Consider the following 14,571-nt stretch of genomic DNA (forward strand, 5'->3'; position numbering starts at 1 on the left):
AATGCCCGTCTCAGTACCCGATGGTTGCTCGTCGGGTAGCCTCCAGGTGCGAGTCGATGGCTGCGCAGGTAGCGGTCAGGCTTGCACCGCCCAGGCTGTTCACGATGGCTTGGTGCTCGGACAGAACCTCGTCCGTTCGGCTGCCGCCTCTGCTGATGGCCTGGATCCCGATTCTTAGCTGCCGCTGCCGCAAGGACGCGTAGAAATCCGAGAGTACTGGATTGCCGGCTGCCCTGACGATGGTGTTGTGAAACTCCGTATCCAGCTCAATGAACCTGCCGGGATCGGAGGCGGCCAGTCGCTGCTGGTCGATGAGGCTCTGCAGAACATCCAGGGTGGCCTGATCGAAGTGCCCTCGGGTGTCGACGGCCCAGCGTTCCACCACGGAGCGGGCCTGGAGGTTAGCCCGGACCTCTTGGTCCGTGATGGGTGGAACGTAAGCGCCCTTGTGGGGGACGCGCCTGATGAATCCCTCGGCTTCAAGTCGTAGAAGGGCCTCCCGAACCGGTGTTCGGGAAGTGCCCGTGGCCTTAGCCAGCGTGGCCTCGTTCAGGAAGGTCTCCTCGTCCCGGGGCAGACCGGCAATGAAAGCGGTGATCCATTGATACGCAATTTCAGGTGCTGTGAGCCCGGCAGGGGAGGGCTGGTCCATGGGAACCTTTCGTGGGTCAGATTTCCGAGAGACCTGATGCGGTGGTTCGAATGTGGCTGCGAAGTGCGGCCTTGGCCAGCTCGGGATCTCCGGATTCGAGCCCGTCGACGATTGCCTGGTGTTCTGCGATGACGGCGGCTTGCCGGGCGGGGGTGTTCATGAGGGCCCGGATGCCAATGCGGATGTGTCGGGCGCGAAGGTCCGTGTACGACTTGGTCATGAGGGAGTTGCCCACGGCCCTGACCAAGGCGATGTGGAATTCGCTGTCCCAGTCAACGAACTCGCGTTCGTGGCCGGCGTCGGAGCTTTCCAGTTGGTGCTTCAGCGCCAGCTTCATCGCGTCGAGTGGGGCGGTGCCGCGTTCCATCACGACTTCGGCGGCGTTGGTTTCCAATACTGTCCTGAACTCAAGGGCCTCGCTGATCTCCTGTCGGGTGACCGGCGGGATGAACGCTCCGTGGCGTGGAACCAGCTGCAGTAGCCCTTCGGAGGCCAGGAGAAGAAACGCCTCCCGGACGGGTGTGCGGGAGGTTCCTCCGACTTTTTCGGCCACCTGTTCCTCGGTGAGGAAGCTGCCGTGGTAGGCGCCGTCCGGGAGGATGGTGTCGCGGATGTAGTCGTACACTCTGTCGCGATTGGACTGGCTTGGCGTCTGCATAGTCAAAGTATACTCTCCGCATACAGTCGGGGTGGACCAGTTTGTGGTGGCGGCGGGGCGCGTGCCGCGAGGTGGAGCCGCGCCCCGCCGACACCGGAAAGTCAGCCGATCGGGGTGGCCATCGGCACTACATCGTAGGCGAGGCTGATGGTCCGGCCCAGGACGGGATCGGTCAGTTCCGCCCGCCAGCCATCGGCAAACTGGTTTACGCCCTCCACCATGTTGACGGTGCCCGAAATAAGCACTGTCCCGGGGTTGAGCAAATCCCGGTCCTTGAGTACGCCGACCCAGTGCGCCGGTGGGAGCAAGTCGCCAAGCGTGGCCTTCTGGATCTGCTCTTCGACTCCGTTGTTGGTAACCCATGCGGTCAGCGTCAGGTCATCTATGTGGTCCTCCACCTCGCTGAGCAGCCAGGCGTCCTTCGCCAGGACGTCCGGGGAAGCGTTCTTGGACCAGGCGATTCCGTGGACCTCAAGCTCGCGATCGGTGTGGTCACACGCGAGGGTCAGGAGAATCCGCCCATCCGTGGCCACGACGATGGCCCACTCCACTTCGCCGGAAGTCTTGCCGTGCTGGACCGGAACGACACGCGCCTGCTGGGCCAGGTAGGGCGAGACCGGGTACATGGTCGGGGTGACCGTGGGGGCCGGGACGCCCAGCAGTGCGAGCTCCTCGACATGGGCGCGGACGTGTTCCTGGTGGCGGCCTGCATATCCACCGTTCAGGAGGTGGATTACGTCGACATCTAGGGATTCACCACTGGGGAGAGTGAACTGCAAGGACATGAGGACTCCTTCAAACAATTGATTTGGCTTGGTATTGCTGCGATCTGCATCACAGTATAGTGTGAGTATACACAGCCCATACGTTTCTGTATACGCAGCCCATACACTTGTGGGATTCGGCAAAGAAGCAGCTTGTGACAGGACATTCGCCCTTCCGGCGCTCTGTCGTTCAAGGCACTCTTATTCAGGAGGCATCTCGTGACTGAACAGATATCCACTTCGCAACAAAAAACTCCGGCAAGGCCCGGCCAAGGCAAAAGGGGCTTCATTGTCGCCCTGACCGGGACAAGCCTGGAGTGGTACGACTTCGCGATCTACTCGGCAGCTTCGGCCCTGGTTTTCGGCCAGGTCTTCTTCCACTCCGATGACCCCCTCGCCGGCACGCTGGCAGCTTTTGCCACCTACGCTGTCGGCTATGTCGCCAGGCCCCTGGGCGGCGTCCTCTTCGGGCGACTAGGTGATCGCATCGGCCGTAAGAAAGTCCTCGTCTGGACCCTTCTCCTCATTGGAATCGCCACCTTCGCGGTAGGTCTACTGCCGGGCTATGACACCATCGGCGTCGCCGCACCTATCGCCCTTGTTTTCCTCCGGCTATGCCAAGGAGTAGGCGTCGGCGGTGAATGGGCAGGAGCGGTCCTCATCTCAAGCGAACACGGAGATCCCGGGAAGCGGGGCCTGTTCGGCTCAGCAGCCCAGATCGGCCCGCCCCTTGGCAACTTGCTCGCCAACGGCGCCTTGGCGCTCCTCGCGCTGCTACCCAAGGAGGACTTCCTGTCCTGGGGATGGCGCGTTGCCTTCCTGTTCTCCGCAGTGCTGGTTGTGGTTGGCTTGGTGATCCGGTTCAAAATTGAAGAAACCCCTGTCTTCGAAGCCATCAAAGAACAAGGCCTCACCCCGAAATCACCGTTGGCTGAGGTGTTCCGGACCGAACGCCGGGCCTTGCTGGCGGCCACGATGTCCCGGATCGCGCCCGACGTGATGTACGCGCTTTCAACCGTCTTCATCCTCACGTACGCCACCCGTCAGTTCGGGCTCCAGCCTGGGCAGGCACTCCTGGCTGTCGTGATTGGCTCCGCGTTCCAGGTCTTCATGGTTCCGGCCGCCGGACACCTCTCCGACCGGATGAACCGCCGACTAGTTACCGCCATCGGCGCAGGTTGCTCGATCGCGTTCCCATTCATCTTCTTCCCGCTGATGAGCATCGGTTTCATTGGAATAGTGCTGGCTGTCATCTTTGGCCTGCTCTGCAACTCCCTCATGTACGGACCCCAGGCCGCACTCGTTTCCGAACAGTTCAGTCCGCGGCTTCGGTACGCAGGCAGCTCCCTCGCTTACACCATCGGCGGCGTGTTCGGCGGCGCCATCGCACCGCTCCTGTTCACTTGGCTGCTGGGGACGTACGGCACTTGGCTTCCCCTGGCCCTCTACATCGTCGTCGTTTCCGTCATCACCCTGGTCGGCGTGAGCCTCGCGAAGAACCCGGATTCCCGCGAAGTCGCTGGACACTCCATCTACTGACCTGACCCGCTAACTCTGCTCTTGTTTCGCACCACCGCCATTCAGATAAGGAACACCCATGTCTTCTGCAAGCCTGTCCATCTCCGTCCAGCAGTTCGCCACCACCGTCGACCCAGCACAAAACCTTGAACTCGTCCTCGACGCAGTTCGCCGCGGCGCGGAAACCGGCGCCCGCGTCGTTGTGCTCCCCGAAGCTTCACTGGTCCGGTTCGGCGCCGCGCCCGCGCCGCACGCCGAACCCATCGACGGGCCATGGGCATCGGCTGTACAGCAACTGGCAAAGGACCTTGGCGTCATTGTCCTGGTTGGAACCTTCCAGCCAGCAGCTGATGGACGCGTCCGGAACACCATCCTCGTTACCGGTGAAAACATCCACTCCGGATACGACAAGATCCACCTTTACGACGCCTACGGGTTCTCTGAATCAGCCGACGTGGAACCCGGAAGCGATCCCTTCACCTTTGAGGTGGACGGCGTCACGGTAGGCGTAGCCACCTGCTACGACGTGCGCTTCCCGGAGCTCTTCCGCGAACTGGCCGACCGTGGCGCCCAAGTCATCATCGTCACCGCCCACTGGGGCGCCGGGGAGGGCAAGATCGACGCGTGGCGCCTGCTCAACCAGGCGCGGGCCATCGACTCAACCACCTGGGTTGTCGCCTGCGACCAGGCGGATGCTTCCAAGGCAGGCATTGAAGAACCGGCGGGCCCCCGCTTCGGCGTGGGCCACAGCTTGGTGGTCTCCCCAATGGGTGTCGTCCTGCAAGAACTCGACGAAAAGGTCGGTCAGCTGGATGTCACAGTAGACGTCGCGGCCGTGGAAAAAGCCCGCCAGGTGATCCCGGTTCTGGCGAACCGTCGGTTGGGCGTTGCCGTCTGAGTTGCTGATGGGTCCCAACGCCTCACGCCGGCAGACGAGTAAGCCGGCTGGGGCGTTGGGGTCCGCCCAACTTCGGATCGACACGAAGTGGACTTCGTTGTGGGACCCCGGAAGTGCCCTGCAACTGGGCAAGCGATGAGTGCCCAGCGCGCGAATCGCTTTTGGTGCGTGTCATATGCGCTGTTATCGGCCAGAGGGAGTCAGACATACAGCTCTGGACGTGGCGGATGGCTGACTCCCCGGCCAGTCCATGGTTGGCGGGTCGCCAGGTACGCCGGGGTTGGACGGTCCGGCACCGCATCAATGCCCGCCTGGGGGCTTGGAAGCCTGTGGGCTCAGAGGTGGTTGACCCGACGGAGATCCCGAAGACGCCATGCTTCACTGGTCATCAGAGTTGCCGCTCCGACGGCTTTGCCGAGCTCCTCCGTTGTCCAGGTCCACGGCGTGGACCCATACTTCGCGGGTGCGCATCCACACAGTTTCCGACGCCGGGACGGTGCGACCTTGGGCGGTGCGGACCTCGTGGGTCCAGTTCGCGTCGGGCAGGTCGCGCCATTCTAGCCGGGGATGAGTGGAGGAGGCAGGGGGCATTCCGCCGCCCTGCCTCCTTCGCGTTGGCCTTGCCCTGCGCCCGACTATCGGGTTGCTGTTGCGAAGGCGTGCAGAATGAGGCCCACGCATACCGGAACTGGATCCGCGGTCGATGAAGCTGTTTGGCGGTTACGGCCCAATCAGCAGCTTGGTGATCGCTAACGCGGAGAACGGTCGTCTGTCAGCGGATGCTGTAGGGCTGTCTCCCGGAGGAGCTGCAGACGTAGGGTGCGCGCCGTTTCCATCTCCTTGTTGCGGCTGGTTGCCCGTATTCACATCACTTTGCGGTGACTGGCCAGCGTACTGTCGCCGATGCCTGCTCTGTATGACATCCAGGGCTTGGGCAGATGGACCCCGCCCCACACGGGCTATGCCTGGCACGGGAAAGCTGCCGAAGTCAGCCGTCTCCGCCGTGGCACGGCCTGGCGTAACGGTCGATTCCCACAGCTTATTGGCGCCGGGTGGGCGTCCCGTTCTTCGCGGACGGCTCCTTGAGTGGCTGTGACCCTCACGACGTCTGGAGCTCATGATGTCTGTCCGTTGCCGGCGATGGTGGCGTGGCTAGGACGCCATCCCGACAATGAAAGGCTCGCCACCCGGTTGCTTGGCCGACTACTCAAAGGACTTGAGAATCGTCGGTTTTCATCTCAATAGTCGCCCTGTTCGCTGCCGAATGCTCGATCCCCAAGGGAAAGGAGTGGAGCGCCGGCACCTACCAGCCCGAATTACATGATGAGTAAGCGTGCGCGAACGTTCTTGCTTCGACAGGATATTCCTGCCGACGGACTAGCAAAGCGCGGCTGATTGTAATTGTCCGATTCGCCGCGAACCGCAGTCCCCGCGCTTCTTCCACCCGGTACTCTTGACGCCGATAAGTACTCATACGTCTGAGCCTAGAACTCATCGATCGCCAGTACGGTGCCGTTAAAACGCTTCCGGTGGGAGCTTCTCGAAGGCGAACCGAAGCGTCGCATGTGTGCAGACCAGGGTTGCACTTCAGGAAGTCGATGGATGCTCCGATGTTAACGAGGACGACGGCGGGAGTTATGCTCCCGCCGTCGTGCGCCGTTCGGCTTGCTGCCTCGCATTGTTGGCGCGGCGCTCAGCCTTCATGCTTGGAATGCTCACCCAGACGGTGCCATGAGCGGTTGTGGTAAACCAGAGCGTCGCCGGGTTCGCCCGCTTGGACGTCACGCATCACGCGGGACTCCAGGGCGTGAACGGCGATGATTGTGGAGGTTCCCACCTCCATGCGATTGATGACGGCGCAGCGCACCCAGGCGCGGACATCGTCATAAACCGCTTCGCCGGTTGCAAGGGTCGACCAGCGGTGCGTCTGGTCAAAGCGGTCGGCGCCGGGGGTCGCTCCAAACTTCGCCAAGTCGACGTCGTGTGCGTCCAGCAGGTGCACGACGACGGTTTCGGCGCGTGAAAGCACATCGGAGGCAGAGGACAGTGCCGAGACCGAGAAAATCAGCAACGGAGGTTCCGCGCTCACTGACACGACCGATGATACCGTCAGGGCCACCGGTCCTTCGCCGGCATCCGCCGTGATGACGGCGACACCTCCCGGGTGGCCACGGAACAGTGCTTTGAAGTCGTCGGCCGAGAGGGAGGACGGGAAGCCTGGCTTGGGAGCCTCGAGCCAGGTGTCTGGGGGGTAAGCGTGAAACATGGTTATGACACCGTGGTTGCAGAGCGGGCGAGTTCTTCGCGAATGATGTTCGTCCCTGCGCTGAGAGCACTCAGCTTGGCCAGTGCGACGTCGCGGGGGAACGGTGCCATGCCGCAGTTGGAGCTGGGGATGAGCTTGTCCGCGTCGACGAATTGCAGGGCCTTGCGGAGGGTGTTGGCGACGTCTTCCGGGGTCTCGATAATCTCGCTTGCGACGTCGATTGCCCCGAGCATGACTTTCTTGCCGCGGAGGAGTTCGATGAGCTCCATGGGCACGTGGGAGTTCTGGGATTCCAGCGAGATGATGTCGATGCTGGAGCTCTGAAGCAGCGGGAATGTTTCCTCGTACTGCCGCCACTGTGAGCCGAGCGTCGCCTTCCAGTCAGTGTTCGCCTTGATCCCGTAGCCGTAGCAGATATGCACGGCGGTCTCCGCACGCAGCCCCTCTGCCGCTCTCTCAAGCGCGGCCACGCCCCAGTCCTTGACCTCATCGAGGAAGACATTGAACGCGGGCTCGTCGAACTGGATGATGTCCACGCCGGCCGCCTCTAGTTCCTTCGCTTCCTGGTTCAGGATCGTGGCGAACTCCCAGGCCAGCTTTTCGCGGCTCTTGTAGTGGTCATCGAAGAGCGTGTCCACCATGGTCATTGGGCCGGGAAGAGTCCATTTGATCGGCCGGTCGGTGGTTGCGCGGAGGAACTTAGCGTCTTCGACGAATACCGGCCGCTCGCGGCGCACCGCTCCGACGACGGTCGGCACGCTCGCGTCGTAGCGATCGCGGATGCGCACGGTCTTGCGCTGTTCAAAGTCGACCCCGCTGAGATGCTCGATGAAGGTGGTGACGAAGTGCTGGCGGGTTTGCTCGCCGTCGCTGACGATGTCGATGCCGCGTCGGGTCTGTTCGTGGATGGCGATGCGCAGAGCATCCTGCTTGCCCTCGAGCAGCTCATCTCCCTCCAGTTTCCACGGGGACCACAGAGTCTCCGGCTGTGCGAGCCACGATGGTTTCGGCAGGCTTCCGACAACGGTGGTGGGCAAAAGTGTGTTCATGATTGACGATTCTCCGTGGGTCAGTTGACGAGAGCTGGGTATTTGGCGGTCCACTGGTCCAATAGATCCTTGTGGGGCGTGATGAAGTGTTCCTCCGTGTACTTCGCCTGAGTGATCGCGAGCTGACTGCGCTCGACGCGGTCGTAAGCGATCTGGGTTCGAGAGTAATCCTGCTCTCCCAGGCTCGGCTGATAGACGACGGCGGCGGCGGAGTTCGCGTTGTAAATCTCCGGGCGGTAGATCTTCTGGAACGTCTCCATGGTGCTGATCGTGCCGATGAGCTGCAGGTTGGAGTAGTCGTTGAGCAGGTCGCCGCGGAAGTAGAAGGCGAGCGGCGCAACGCTGCCGCGTGGCATGAAGTAGCGAACCTGCAGCCCCATCTTTGCGAAGTACGCGTCCGTCAGCGAGAACTCGTCCTGCTGGTACTCGACGCCCAGGACTGGGTGACGGTTCTCCGTTCGCCTGTACGTCTTGCTCGTTGAGACGCTGATGCACACCACTGGCGGCTGCGGGAAGCGTTCCTGGCATGCCGGGGAATCGAGGAATTGCTGGAACAGTTTGCCGTGAAGATCGCCGAAGTCCTCGGGAACGGTGGGCTTGCCTGACTCCGCTGCTGCCGCTGGGAGTACGACGCTGAAGTCGAAGTCACGGACGTAGGAGGAGAAGTTGTTCCCCACGATCCCTTGGTGGCGGACCCCGTTCAGCTGGTCGACGATCTGGATGTCGAGAACCTCGAACAGCGGGAACTGCTGATCCGTACCTTCCGCAGTGAACTCAATCTGCACGGAAACGATCTCAAGCTCGAGCGTGTAACGGTCCCGGTCCGGGTTGTCCCAGCTTGCGAGATCGTTGAAGCGGCGCCGAATCATGGTCAAGGCGTTGCGGAGGTTCTCCTGGCGGTGCTCGCCCCGTGCCAGGTTGGCGAAGTTCGTTGTGATCCGCGATCCCTCGGACGGGGAGTAGTCCTCGTCGAAGGGGGTGGTGGTGATACTGAAGGTGAAGTCGTCTGCCATGTGCTGCCAATCCGTTGATGGGCCGGAGACGGCCTTTCCGAAGGTCATGTATTCATGGTGCAACCTTTCTGCGGGTATCGGGTAACTAGGCATTACTATGCATTCATATAGACTTTTCCTATGCCCCAGATTTCGAGCGGACTCACGCTGCAGCAGCTCCGCTACTTCATAGAAGTTGCAGCTGAGGGGTCGATCTCGGCAGCTGCCGATCTTCTCTACGTCGCGCAGCCCACCATGTCCGCAGCGATGAAGGACCTTGAGGCCAGGGTGGGCCGTGCGCTTCTGGTTCGCTCCGCCCGCGGGGTCACCCTCACCGCCGACGGCGTAGAGTTCCTCGGCTATGCGAGGCAGGTTGTCGAGCAGTTCGCTCTCCTCGAGCAGCGCTACCTGGGTACGCCACCGACGCGACGTCTGCTCGGGGTATCGACGCAGCACTACTCGTTCGCGGTGGACGCCTTCGTCCGTATGGTCAAGACCACTGACGTGGCCGAATACGAGTTCTCGCTGCGTGAGTCCCGCACCTGGGACATCATCGAGGATGTCCGTACGCTTCGCAGCGAGATAGGCATCCTCTACCGGAACGATTTCAACCGGAAGGTCATCGACAAGCTGCTCCGGGATTCCGGGCTCGCGTTCACTCCGCTTTTCCTCGCCGATCCGCACATTTTCATTTCTCGCAACAACCCGCTCGCCTCAAAAGAGCGCGCGACTCTCGCCGATCTCGCCGGGATGCCGCGGCTAACCTTCGATCAAGGTGCGAACAACTCCTTCTACTTCGCCGAGGAGATTCTCTCCACCTTGTCCAGCAAGCAGGAGATCCGGGTCTCTGACCGTGCCACGATCTTCAACCTCATGATCGGGCTCCACGGCTACACGATCTCAACGGGCATCATCAGCGGGCAGCTCGACCCGGAGATCGTCGCCATCCCGCTGGACGTTGACGAACGCATCGAGATCGGCTGGATCGGCCACGCAGCGATTCCGCTCACCGACCAAGCGCAGCGCTACCTCAAGGAATTGCGGGCCGTTGTCGCCGAGTTCGGCGTAGCGCTGATCGACTGACTGCAGTTGAGCGGGCGGGTCTTTCCGAAGGAACAGGTAGGTCTGGGGCGCTCTGGAGTGGCTTGGTAAACACCCATGCGTCACCCTCGCAATGTAGCGGTTCTTTCTGGATCCAGTCGCGACGCTGCGGCCGCCGTCGAGGGGGTCATCCTCCCGATGGCCGGCCACAAGGGATACGCTTCTGGCATAGCCTGGAGGACATGGAGAGATGCGCGGAATGGCATCCGACCCACGTCGCCACCTTCATGGCCGCCATGAAATTCCTCCAGGCAAACGCCGGCGCCAGGCTTCGTCTCAGCCATGAAGTCGCAGTGGTCTCACGCGCCCAGCAGTACCACAAGTACAACAATGGCAAACTACAACCGGCATGCTCGGCGGCAGCAGGCCGCTGGAAGGCTAAACAAACCAGCGGGTCTGTCGGGCTGAAACCCTGCAGGGACGAGCCGTTACCCGCCGGAGACATTCGGGCGGCCCGACTCGAATAACCGATAACCAGCCTTCTGTCGTCGGCCAGGCCGGAAGGCCTTGTCATGATGCTCGGTGTCGTCTCCGCCATGTAGTAAATGAAGGAGGTTCAGCTCCTGTGTGGGATATTCATAGTTCTGGCTGGGATAGGTTGGTCGGATTTGGAGTGTTCTGCCGGCCGCTGGGAAGTCCTGCCTTGGAGAGCGCGGCGGCGTCATCTTGGCTCGGGGGATTTATAAGGACTGAGAGGTACCACCCCGCAGGCATTGGCGGCAGCGGTTGGTTCCCGGTCGCTGTTAATCAGTGCGCAAGGGAAGCTCGGGCCCTCGTTATCGGTGGTACACCGCGCCCACGAGAAGTGTGGACAATGTCCACGCCTTCCACCTTGGACTGGCCCGTACATCGGCCGGATTGCCCCGGGTTCCGCAGGTTTCCGCCATTTCCCACTGTTTCCAAGGCCTGGAAGCCCGTTCGAGTCCCACCTCGGGCACGGCATACCCCCTCGTCAGAGGGGGTTTTTGCTTTAACGTGTGTACAAAGCTTGACAAGTGCCTCTGCGTCATCTTCCCGGAGGGTGCCTGGCCGCCGGGCGCGGCCTGTTCAGTTTGGATGGGGGAGCGGGGTCAGCGCCCAGACTGGTGGGCGCTCCGCTGGCTCTGAGCTGGGGTCATTCGAGTTCCTTCTTTCGGTTCTGCCCGGTTGGTCTGGAGCGGCCTACACCTGTTCATGGGCTAGGGGATTAGGTACGACATGACTTCCACAGATTTCCGTCTCGTCGGTTTCAGCCATGAGATTTCCGGCATGTCACGGCGCCGAATACTTGCTTTGTCAGGCCACAAGGGGTGTGTACAGTGTGCACACTTAAGTCTGCTTTATTGCGACTATTGCCCATCATTGGCTTGTCCCTCCTTGGCTGCATCTGCCCCTTCATTGCATGGGGGTGGCCATTGCGACATGACGGTGACGCGCAAGCTCTCCATGGCCAGGGCTATTTCGGGGCGAGAGTTTATTGGCTACTGCCGACCGAGTGCTTCGGGTTGGTTTCGTGCGCGCCATCGACGCGACGACACGAATGAAAAGGCGAGTGGTCTCCCCACAGATTTATAGGCCGTAGCTCGGCCGCCGGAACGCTACTGCCCACGCGATTGTCGGCTGAGCATGCGGAAGCCGACCGGTTTACTGATAAGGACCCATATGTTCGCGCACGCCCATCGGAGGTGAGGGCGCGGAACGGACCGGATTTCGTCGTTTTTCGCCAAGGTGGGTTGGCGTGGCTACCGAGCAGGCTGGAAGAGACTATACGGCGGCGAAAGGCTGCTGTTGGAGCTCGCTTAGCCGCGTTTGAAGTTCGTCGGAGGTGGGTGGGTTGGCGCCGGAGCGGCTGACCGTGATTGCTGCGGCCATGGAGGCAGTTCTTCCGATGGTTCCCAATGTTTCCGGGGCAAATCCTTCTTCGCCCTCTGCCAAAAGGCCGAAGATGAGGGCGGACATATAGGAGTCGCCGGCGCCGATGGTGTCAGCAACCTCGGTTTTCACGGAGGGGATGCTTAGCTTCGCGCTTTGCGTGGCGAGGAGGGCGCCGTCTGCGCCCATGGTGATGACCGCCAGCCGCGTCCCCCGCGCAAGCAGGTGGGACGTGACCTCGTCCGGAGACGCCGTCGGGTAGAGCCAGTGGGCATCTTCGTCGCTGAGTTTGACGACGTCGGTGAGCGGGAGCAGGTCCTCGAAGATGCTCTTTGCTTCGGCATGGCTGCCAAGGAGGGCGGGGCGGATGTTGGGGTCGTAGGTGACCAGGCATGACTTGTGGCTTTGCTCGAGAAGGGAGCGTACGGTGGAGGCTCCCGGGGCGAGGAATGTGGCGATGGATCCGGTGTGCAGGACTTTCGGGATCATGGCCGGCGCTACCGGTGCAAGTTCCCAGGCGATGTCGAACTCGTAGTTGGCCGAGCCGTCTGCGGCCAGGGTGGCAGTTGCGGTGGCTGTGTGTTCGAGGGATGTTGATCCCGGTAGAAGCCGGACGCCTGCGCTCTGGAGGTGGTTGGTGATGGCGGTACCGTGGTCGTCTTCGCCGATTGCCGTGAGCAACCCCGTGGATACGCCGAGCCGGCCAAGGCCATAGGCCACGTTCGCCGGGGATCCTCCTGGGTAGCTGATGGTTCCTTCGGGCGTGTTAACGATGTCGATCAGGGCTTCGCCGATAACAACAACATCCAGCTGGTCGTGGGCGGAGGTGCCGGGGGGAGGCTTGTGCATCTCGGTTCTTTCGTCGGTACCGGCTGGAGGTCCGGGTGTGGATCCGTCCGCGGACCTGTGGGCAGGTCCGCGGACGGAGAAGGGGGTTCCGTTTGGCACGGAAGGTGCGGTGCGGCCGTCAGGCTTTGGCCGCACCTGTCATGATGGCGACGGCGTCGGTCATGGTGTGGGATTGCGGGGTGATGGTGGCCGCGCATTTGCCCAGGCGCTGGATGTGGATGCGGTCTGCGACGTCGAACACGTGGGGCATGTTGTGGCTGATCAGGATGACAGGCAGGCCGCGATCACGAAGGTCCCGGACCAGCTGCAGCACCTGGTTCGATTCACGAACGCCCAGTGCAGCTGTCGGTTCGTCAAGGACAACCACCTTGGATCCGAATGCTGCGGCGCGGGCGACGGCGACGGCTTGGCGCTGGCCGCCGGAAAGGTTCTCCACCGGTACGGTGACGTCCTGAAGGGTGGAGATGCCCAGCCGGGTCAGCTCTTCCTTGGCCTTCTTGCGCATGCCTTTGGTGTCGAGGATCCGGAACAGGCTCCCCAGGGGCCCGGGGAGACGCTCTTCACGGCCGAGGAACAGGTTGGACGCGACATCGAGGGCCGGTGAGACGGCCAGGTTTTGGTAAACCGTTTCGATGCCGTGGACCCGGGCGTCCTGTGGCCGTTTGAAGTGCACCTGCTGGCCGGAGACGTAGAGTTCTCCTGTGTCGGGAACTTCGGCGCCGGTGAGGCATTTGATGAGCGTGGACTTACCGGCACCGTTATCGCCGATGATGGCCAGGACTTCGCCGGGGTAGAGGTCAAGGTTGACGCCGTCGAGGCCAACCACCCGGCCGAAGGTCTTCACGAGGTTCCTGGCTTTAAGGATGGGCTCGCGGGTCTCTGTCTGTGAGGCTGCAAATTCAGTCATGGTCATGACTTGACCTTTCGGATCCACTGATCGACGGACACGGCAATGATGATCAGGATGCCCACCGCGAGGGTCTGGTAGAGGACGTCCAGGCCGGCCAGGGAGAGTCCGTTGCGGAAGACACCGACGATCAGCGCTCCGAGCAAGGAACCCCAGATGGAGCCGCGGCCACCGAAGAGGCTGGTTCCGCCAATCACGACGGCGGTGATGGAGTCCAGGTTCAGGTCGACGCCGGCGTTGGGGCTTGCGGCGTTGGTACGGCCGATCTGGATCCATGCGCCAACGGCAAGGACTGCACCTGCGGCAAGGTAGACACTCATCAGGACGCGGTTGACGGGAATGCCGGCCAGGCGGGCCGCTTCCTTGTCATCGCCCACGGCGTAGACGTGCCGTCCCCAGGCGGTCTTGCCGAGGATGAAGGCGACGGCGATGTAGAGCAGGAGCATCATCACGACGCCGGTGGAGATACGGACCGGCCCGATCGGGAAGGTGCTTCCCAGCCAGGTGAGCACACCGGGCATGGCGGACCCGCGGACGGTGCTGCCGCCGGAGTAGAGCAGGGTCAGGGCGATGAAGATGTTCAGGGTTCCAAGCGTGACGATGAACGGCGGGAGCCGGAAACGTGTCACGAGGAAACCGTTCAGTGCACCTGACGCAAGTCCCACGATCAAACCGGCGATGAGCGCCAGCGGGCCGGGGACACCACTGCCGACAGCCATCTGCGCGATCACCATCGAGGACAGGATCATGACTGCGCCGACGGAGAGGTCGATTCCGGCGGTCAGGATGATGAGTGTTTGGGCAATGGCCAGGGTTCCGACGACGGCGACCTGCTGGGTGATCAGGGAGAGGTTCTCCACCCGCAGGAAGCGGTCGTTGAGGAGTCCGAAGACCACCACCGCGATCAGCAGGACAATGGCCGGGCTGAGGGCGGGGTAGCGGTGGAGAACGTTGCGGATTCTGCTGAGGGGTGTTTGGCGGTCGAGGAATTCCTCGGCCAGGTCAGCGTGCCCGGCGCTCGGGGGGCCGGCGGTTTGTTGCTGGGTCACTTTAGGTTGCTCCTGAA

13 protein-coding genes and 1 pseudogene are annotated in these 14,571 nt (G+C 62.1%); 4 read left to right on the forward strand and 10 right to left on the reverse strand.

What is annotated here, in order from left to right:
• Positions 1 to 10: 10 nt before the first annotated feature.
• The 3 genes from ACZ5G6_RS11105 to ACZ5G6_RS11115 form a co-directional block, all read right to left on the reverse strand.
• Entirely contained in the window at positions 11 to 652 is a 642-nt protein-coding gene (locus ACZ5G6_RS11105; protein WP_498691556.1) for a GntR family transcriptional regulator, read from the reverse strand.
• 16 nt (positions 653 to 668) lie between these two features.
• A complete protein-coding gene (locus ACZ5G6_RS11110; RefSeq protein ID WP_131134350.1) occupies positions 669 to 1,310 on the reverse strand; it encodes a GntR family transcriptional regulator in 642 nt (213 codons plus the stop codon).
• A gap of 101 nt (positions 1,311 to 1,411) precedes the next feature.
• On the reverse strand, positions 1,412 to 2,095 hold the full coding sequence (locus ACZ5G6_RS11115) for a DUF2848 domain-containing protein (protein ID WP_498691559.1): 684 nt from the start codon (positions 2,093 to 2,095) through the stop codon (positions 1,412 to 1,414).
• Positions 2,096 to 2,293: 198 nt separating this feature from the next.
• Here ACZ5G6_RS11115 and ACZ5G6_RS11120 point away from each other — a divergent pair, with 198 nt between their 5' ends.
• On the forward strand, positions 2,294 to 3,613 hold the full coding sequence (locus ACZ5G6_RS11120) for an MFS transporter (protein ID WP_498691561.1): 1,320 nt from the start codon (positions 2,294 to 2,296) through the stop codon (positions 3,611 to 3,613).
• A gap of 58 nt (positions 3,614 to 3,671) precedes the next feature.
• The gene (locus ACZ5G6_RS11125) at positions 3,672 to 4,490 is read left to right on the forward strand and encodes a carbon-nitrogen hydrolase family protein (protein ID WP_498691566.1); all 819 of its coding nucleotides are present in this window, start codon (positions 3,672 to 3,674) and stop codon (positions 4,488 to 4,490) included.
• A 432-nt stretch (positions 4,491 to 4,922) separates the two neighbouring features.
• Here the strand turns inward: ACZ5G6_RS11125 and ACZ5G6_RS11130 are convergent.
• The 4 genes and pseudogenes from ACZ5G6_RS11130 to ACZ5G6_RS11145 form a co-directional block, all read right to left on the reverse strand.
• Positions 4,923 to 5,021 (reverse strand): annotated as a pseudogene (locus tag ACZ5G6_RS11130) (maleylpyruvate isomerase); the annotation flags it as partial.
• Positions 5,022 to 6,183: 1,162 nt separating this feature from the next.
• Entirely contained in the window at positions 6,184 to 6,756 is a 573-nt protein-coding gene (locus ACZ5G6_RS11135; RefSeq protein WP_223937428.1) for a flavin reductase family protein, read from the reverse strand.
• Positions 6,757 to 6,758: 2 nt separating this feature from the next.
• A complete protein-coding gene (locus tag ACZ5G6_RS11140; protein WP_498691570.1) occupies positions 6,759 to 7,805 on the reverse strand; it encodes a methionine synthase in 1,047 nt (348 codons plus the stop codon).
• Positions 7,806 to 7,825: 20 nt separating this feature from the next.
• Entirely contained in the window at positions 7,826 to 8,818 is a 993-nt protein-coding gene (locus tag ACZ5G6_RS11145; protein ID WP_498691835.1) for a DUF1852 domain-containing protein, read from the reverse strand.
• Between the two features lie 120 nt (positions 8,819 to 8,938).
• Between ACZ5G6_RS11145 and ACZ5G6_RS11150 the strand changes: the two genes are divergently transcribed.
• Together ACZ5G6_RS11150 and ACZ5G6_RS11155 are read left to right on the forward strand one after the other, a co-directional pair.
• The gene (locus ACZ5G6_RS11150) at positions 8,939 to 9,880 is read left to right on the forward strand and encodes a LysR family transcriptional regulator (RefSeq protein ID WP_223937430.1); all 942 of its coding nucleotides are present in this window, start codon (positions 8,939 to 8,941) and stop codon (positions 9,878 to 9,880) included.
• A gap of 200 nt (positions 9,881 to 10,080) precedes the next feature.
• Positions 10,081 to 10,365: a hypothetical protein gene (locus tag ACZ5G6_RS11155; protein WP_498691572.1), complete on the forward strand. Its 285-nt coding sequence runs from the start codon at positions 10,081 to 10,083 to the stop codon at positions 10,363 to 10,365.
• Positions 10,366 to 11,641: 1,276 nt separating this feature from the next.
• On the opposite strand, the gene ACZ5G6_RS11160 is transcribed toward ACZ5G6_RS11155, so the two are convergent.
• The 3 genes from ACZ5G6_RS11160 to ACZ5G6_RS11170 form a co-directional block, all read right to left on the reverse strand.
• On the reverse strand, positions 11,642 to 12,598 hold the full coding sequence (locus ACZ5G6_RS11160; RefSeq protein WP_498691573.1) for a carbohydrate kinase family protein: 957 nt from the start codon (positions 12,596 to 12,598) through the stop codon (positions 11,642 to 11,644).
• A 118-nt stretch (positions 12,599 to 12,716) separates the two neighbouring features.
• Positions 12,717 to 13,511 carry an ATP-binding cassette domain-containing protein gene (locus ACZ5G6_RS11165; RefSeq protein ID WP_223935674.1) on the reverse strand — a complete coding sequence of 265 codons (795 nt, stop codon included), beginning with the start codon at positions 13,509 to 13,511 and terminating at the stop codon, positions 12,717 to 12,719.
• Positions 13,508 to 14,554: an ABC transporter permease gene (locus ACZ5G6_RS11170; protein WP_223935675.1), complete on the reverse strand. Its 1,047-nt coding sequence runs from the start codon at positions 14,552 to 14,554 to the stop codon at positions 13,508 to 13,510. Before ACZ5G6_RS11170 ends, ACZ5G6_RS11165 begins: the two co-directional genes overlap by 4 nt.
• Positions 14,555 to 14,571: the final 17 nt, after the last annotated feature.

Source organism: Arthrobacter sp. TmtSoilC51, assembly GCF_055388015.1.

Coding starts and splice junctions, on each gene's coding strand:
- ACZ5G6_RS11155 (WP_498691572.1), top strand. CDS start 10,081: ATGGAGAGATGCGCGGAATGGCATCCGACCCACGTCGCCACCTTCATG.
- ACZ5G6_RS11165 (WP_223935674.1), bottom strand. CDS start 13,511: ATGACCATGACTGAATTTGCAGCCTCACAGACAGAGACCCGCGAGCCC.
- ACZ5G6_RS11160 (WP_498691573.1), bottom strand. CDS start 12,598: ATGCACAAGCCTCCCCCCGGCACCTCCGCCCACGACCAGCTGGATGTT.
- ACZ5G6_RS11150 (WP_223937430.1), top strand. CDS start 8,939: ATGCCCCAGATTTCGAGCGGACTCACGCTGCAGCAGCTCCGCTACTTC.
- ACZ5G6_RS11125 (WP_498691566.1), top strand. CDS start 3,672: ATGTCTTCTGCAAGCCTGTCCATCTCCGTCCAGCAGTTCGCCACCACC.
- ACZ5G6_RS11140 (WP_498691570.1), bottom strand. CDS start 7,805: ATGAACACACTTTTGCCCACCACCGTTGTCGGAAGCCTGCCGAAACCA.
- ACZ5G6_RS11115 (WP_498691559.1), bottom strand. CDS start 2,095: ATGTCCTTGCAGTTCACTCTCCCCAGTGGTGAATCCCTAGATGTCGAC.
- ACZ5G6_RS11105 (WP_498691556.1), bottom strand. CDS start 652: ATGGACCAGCCCTCCCCTGCCGGGCTCACAGCACCTGAAATTGCGTAT.
- ACZ5G6_RS11145 (WP_498691835.1), bottom strand. CDS start 8,818: ATGGCAGACGACTTCACCTTCAGTATCACCACCACCCCCTTCGACGAG.
- ACZ5G6_RS11135 (WP_223937428.1), bottom strand. CDS start 6,756: ATGTTTCACGCTTACCCCCCAGACACCTGGCTCGAGGCTCCCAAGCCA.
- ACZ5G6_RS11110 (WP_131134350.1), bottom strand. CDS start 1,310: ATGCAGACGCCAAGCCAGTCCAATCGCGACAGAGTGTACGACTACATC.